Annotated in this window: 4 protein-coding genes; 2 read left to right on the top strand and 2 right to left on the bottom strand. The window is 38.1% G+C overall.

Features of this window, described 5'->3' with window-relative positions; all coding sequences use genetic code 11:
• Positions 1–287 precede the first annotated feature (287 nt).
• Both ACRD62_RS22145 and ACRD62_RS22150 read left to right on the top strand, forming a co-directional pair.
• Positions 288–536, top strand: a complete 249-nt coding sequence (locus ACRD62_RS22145; RefSeq protein ID WP_430822266.1) for a type II toxin-antitoxin system ParD family antitoxin — start codon at positions 288–290, stop codon at positions 534–536.
• Complete coding sequence (locus tag ACRD62_RS22150; protein WP_430822267.1) at positions 529–816, top strand: type II toxin-antitoxin system RelE/ParE family toxin; 288 nt, start codon at positions 529–531, stop codon at positions 814–816. Before ACRD62_RS22145 ends, ACRD62_RS22150 begins: the two co-directional genes overlap by 8 nt.
• Positions 817–1250: 434 nt before the next feature.
• Here ACRD62_RS22150 and ACRD62_RS22155 read toward each other — a convergent pair whose 3' ends face one another.
• On the bottom strand, positions 1251–2639 hold the full coding sequence (locus tag ACRD62_RS22155; protein WP_430822268.1) for a nucleoside hydrolase-like domain-containing protein: 1389 nt from the start codon (positions 2637–2639) through the stop codon (positions 1251–1253).
• A 203-nt stretch (positions 2640–2842) separates the two neighbouring features.
• The gene (locus tag ACRD62_RS22160; protein WP_430822269.1) at positions 2843–4651 is read right to left on the bottom strand and encodes a glycoside hydrolase family 2 protein; all 1809 of its coding nucleotides are present in this window, start codon (positions 4649–4651) and stop codon (positions 2843–2845) included.
• Between the last annotated feature and the right edge of the window lie 132 nt (positions 4652–4783).

The following is a 4783-nucleotide window of genomic DNA, read 5'->3' on the forward strand; positions in this document are numbered from 1 at the left end:
CGACTTCTTTGATTATGAAGAAGAAACAGTAAAAAGACTTTTCCCTCAAGCTAAAGAATTTGTTGAAGTTATTTCTGAACTATTAGAAAAATAACTTTGGATAACACGCTGCCATAAAGCATAACGCGGTCGGCTCATCCTGACGCCGTTGTCTACTGTCTTAGTCCCTCTATCAGGTCAAACGACACCACGATTAATATGCCACGGCTTTATTTAGCAAACGGTATGCTAAACCATTCGATTTGATATTTTACCAATTTTTGGTAAATTTGATTAAAACTATTGGAATGAAAAATACATCTGTATCACTGGGAGATTACTTCGACCAATTTGTTCAGACACAAGTTTCGGCAGGGCGATATAAAAATGTAAGCGAAGTCATTCGAGCAGGCCTTAGACTTTTGGAAAATGAAGAAAGTAAGGCTGTTTTATTAAGAAATGCTATTCAAGAAGGAATTGATAGCGGAATTGCTCACGATTTTGATCCTCAAAAAAATCTTGAACAGTTGAAAGCCAAAAGAAAAAGAAATGGCTAATTATAAATTGACCAACAAAGCCGTAGAAGACTTAAATAAAATTTGGGACAGTTGGTCTGAATATCAAGCAGACAAATATTACGAAATGCTTATTAGGAGCTGTGAAGACATAGCAAACAATCCTGCATTAGGAAAAAACTATACTGGAATTACTTCTGAACTATTTGGATTAAAAGCAAATCGTCACATCATATTTTATCGAAAATCTCTTAATTGTCCGATTGAAATAATCAGGATTCTGCATGAACAAATGGACTTAAAAAGCAGAATAACAGAATAAAAACTACATCACTTGAATAAATCAAAACTCGCAAGGCTCGTTCTGCTAACAATTGAGATTATTGAATAAACGACAGAGTCAATAACCTTTCAAACAAATAACATGACATTGTGAGAATTGGAAACAGACTTCCCGGTGCATGATACCCAATGCGCAACTTAATAAACCCGGTGCACAATGGATTTTTCTATTCTCTCAATCGATTTTACCGGTTACACAGTCTATTTTACTGGTCGCACAATCAATTTTACGGGCTGCACAATACATTTTACCTCCTCCACAATACATTTCCCAAGCTCTCAGTGGATTTTACCAACTGCGCAATGGATTTTACCACCTCCACAATATATCTCCGTAACTCTCAGTGCATTTTACCAGTGAAACATACTATTGTATCAGATAAAATATGCAATATTGGGTGAGAGAACTTAAGATTAATCGATTATAGTATTAATCACCCGTTGATACCTTGTTAATGAAGGTCTCCCCGAATTGGAAACCTCACATATCACATGAATAGTTTCACCAGGTTTTACATCGTCCGGCACTTTGAATTTTACTTTTGCCGAATAGAAATCCTCTATGGCTTTTCCTTCATAGGTACCTGCCTCATAAAAATACGACCATCTAAAGTGTAGCTTATCTGCATCAGGATCTTCTGACCCGGAAGCATCAAACTTTATTGTAGATCCTGCTTTAGCTTTGATGTTCAATGGTGTCTTTTTTAAACCAATTACCGGATGATGATTGGCCGATGCATAATCTTTTACACACCATTCGGCCCGTGCAGCAAAATCGTTCTGTATGGCAGGCAACCATCGCCAAATAGGTTTGAAGTATTCTGTTCTCATGGTTACTTCATCCGGTTGATTCCAGTTCTCCATCATTTTTGACCAGCTATTATGAATACTTATCTGTCCGTCAGGATGTTTGTAACCGGCGCCAGGTAATGGATCCATCCAAACATTGTTGCGTACCGGCACATATCGACCACCCCATCCACCATAACCAGGGTTCTCCATATTGCGAAGTCCGGTGGGAATACTGTGTAAAAAAGATGGCGTATCACCCTCAGCATTGAAGGCACCAGCATTATTTTCATAAACAGAGCATAAAGGACCATGGTTTGTCAGGATATTTTTCGTCATCCAGTCTGCCTCAAAATAACTTTTCACTTCACTGGGCAAAACTTTGGGCCATATATAAGCCATGCAATCAAACTGATCAGAAATGATAGTCGGAATGTTGTATTTTTCCCAGTTAGGTCGGATATAATCCTGATAAGTCTGATCTTGTTCCCAGATTAAAAAAAGTCGCATTTTGGCAGCCGCTTCTTCCATCCTTTCAGGATAATCTTCCTGAATGATTTTTAATGCACGTGAGATCGTATTACAACCACCCCAGGCCTGCAACCATACTGGACGATCATCAGTTTTATCCATTAAAACCTTTGCAATTAGTTCGGCACCTTCAGTTCTTATATCATCCTCTCCAACACTTTCTATATTGCCAACCTTCCACTTACTCAACAGATAATCAGGAGTAGGATAATCAGGTGAATGCAGCCTCAGGTTATCGTAAACCTCTCCATACAATTCGATATATTCTTTTACCCATTCAACAGGATGAAATGTATTCCATCCTTGTCCACCAACCCAATGAAACTGAGAACTGCTATTGATGATCCCTTCAACATCAAATTCATTGCATGTTAATAAAAAACGCACCATCGAGGCCCTGTCATCAGCTTCACCGTCGGTAGTCACAATCACTCTTGGCCGATTATTTCTTATTCTTTTTTTCTTAGCAAATGATTCTGACACTAGCGATACGATTAGTAAGGCCAGACACAAAACAACTATCCTCTTTAGCATGATTTTTCAATAACTATCTGTTTATCTACATTTATGCAATTTCAAAAGTAGTCCAGCTATTTTTTAATAAGCATCTCTATTTCGTCAATTACCCATATTAAAATAAACAGGATCTGATATTGTAAAAAATACAGATCCTGTCATAAATTCAATTATTTATTTTTATAGTACTTTTGAAGCACATAAAATGCCTTTTTCTTTTGTCCTTTTTCAGAGATTAAACCTTTACGGTTCCAACCATCCTGAACACCCTGTAACTGACGCAATGGTGACATAAAATCAACCAAAATCCAGGGGGCCATACCGGCTAATCCGTCAATTTTATCGAACATATCAATGCTTTCGATATACAAATACTCCTGAAACTCTTCGCTCCATCGGGTTAGACTGTCACCATGAAATCCCTGAATAGCACCCCCGCCAAATTCACTAACGATAACCGGTTTCTCCTGCCCCATTTTAAATGATTTATTTCGGCATTCATCCGGATTACCACCATACCATCCCAGGTATTCATTAAAACTTATAACATCCAGCTTATCCATAATCGGATCGTTATAGGTATAAACACTATCAGGATGGCCATCCAGCTCCTGATCCTTCTTACATGCAGCTGAAAGTAATCGGGTATCATCAATGGTACGGATATAATCTGCTAATTCACCCAGGAAGGCATTACGGTCAGGTATGGGTGCTGTTTCGTTGGCTATTGACCAGATAATTGAACTGGCCCGGTTATAATCACGATTAATCAATTCGGTATATTGCTTTTTTGCTTTCTTCAACACTTCGGGGTTATTCCACTGAATACCCCAATAAAGTGGTAACTCTTCCCAAAGTAAAATCCCTTTTTTATCTGCCAGCCGAACAATATTCTCCTGATGCGGGTAATGTGCCAGGCGTATAAAATTACACCCTAATTCCTGTGCCCAGTTCAAAACCAATTCAGCATCTTCAACAGAATTTGCACGGTCTTTACGAAGTGGATTTTCATCGTGGAGGCAAATACCTTTCAGAAACACAGGATTTCCGTTTAGAAGAATTTGTTTCCCCCTTGTTTCAATGGTTCTGAATCCGATTTCATCTGCAACTATATCATTACCTGCTTCAACAATTACTTTGTATAATTTTGGATTTTCGGGTGACCATAATTCCAGTTTCTTCACATCTACCGAGAAGTTAGTATCTCCTTGTTTGTTTACATTTATCTCGTGATTGACATTTAACTCAGGAATAATAATACGTGCCTTTTCAGGTATCACATCACCGGCTATCTGCAGTTTACCATTAATTCGTTTTGTCTTTGACCTGAGTGTTTCCTTGTCAAGCGATATGAAATAATTATTGATAAAAGTTTCCGGCACTTCAATAAGTTTAACATCACGGGTAATGCCCCCATGGTTGAACCAGTCCGAAACTTCGGCAGGAATATAATCAGGTCTGCGGCTTGCATTAACACCAATAATTAAAAAATTACCGGTCTCCTTCACTAAATCAGTAACTTCGAAACTAAACGGCGTAAAGCCTCCTTCGTGTTTTCCCAGTTCTTTACCGTTAAAAGTAACTGTTGTGATATAGTTGGCAGCTCCAACATTAACAAAATAGCGTTTGTTTTTCTTAAGATCCGGCATGTCAAACATTCTCCGATACCAGATATTTCCTTCAAAATAAGTCAACTCAGGTTTCTGAATATTCCAGCTACCGGGCACCCATAAAGTCTGGGCCTTATCAAAACTATACTCTACCCGATCTGTTTTTTCTTTGGCAACCGCATTGCGATATACAGCCATGCCGCCCATTCCTCCCGTTTTAAAAGGATCTAACACATACTCCCATTTCCCATTCAAGTTGGTAAAATCTCTGTTTTGAGTATTTGTGATAAAGATTTTCTGGGCTTTTGCTGACATCAGTGCAAAAACCATAAACAATAGCAACAGAACTATTTGTTTTCTTCTAATCATAACGATACTTGTTTTGCTTATTTTAATGGTTGATATTCAATTCTGTCCTAATTATTTTTCAAATTGGCGCTTCGCCCAAACCCGACTTCATTTAGTTCACGTTTGCTTATTTTTAATGGTGTTCATGATTTC

The sequence above is a fragment of the Carboxylicivirga caseinilyticus genome, assembly GCF_050589785.1.
Taxonomy (GTDB): Bacteria; Bacteroidota; Bacteroidia; order Bacteroidales; family Marinilabiliaceae; genus Carboxylicivirga; species Carboxylicivirga caseinilyticus.

Coding starts and splice junctions, on each gene's coding strand:
- ACRD62_RS22150 (WP_430822267.1), top strand. CDS start 529: ATGGCTAATTATAAATTGACCAACAAAGCCGTAGAAGACTTAAATAAA.
- ACRD62_RS22145 (WP_430822266.1), top strand. CDS start 288: ATGAAAAATACATCTGTATCACTGGGAGATTACTTCGACCAATTTGTT.
- ACRD62_RS22160 (WP_430822269.1), bottom strand. CDS start 4,651: ATGATTAGAAGAAAACAAATAGTTCTGTTGCTATTGTTTATGGTTTTT.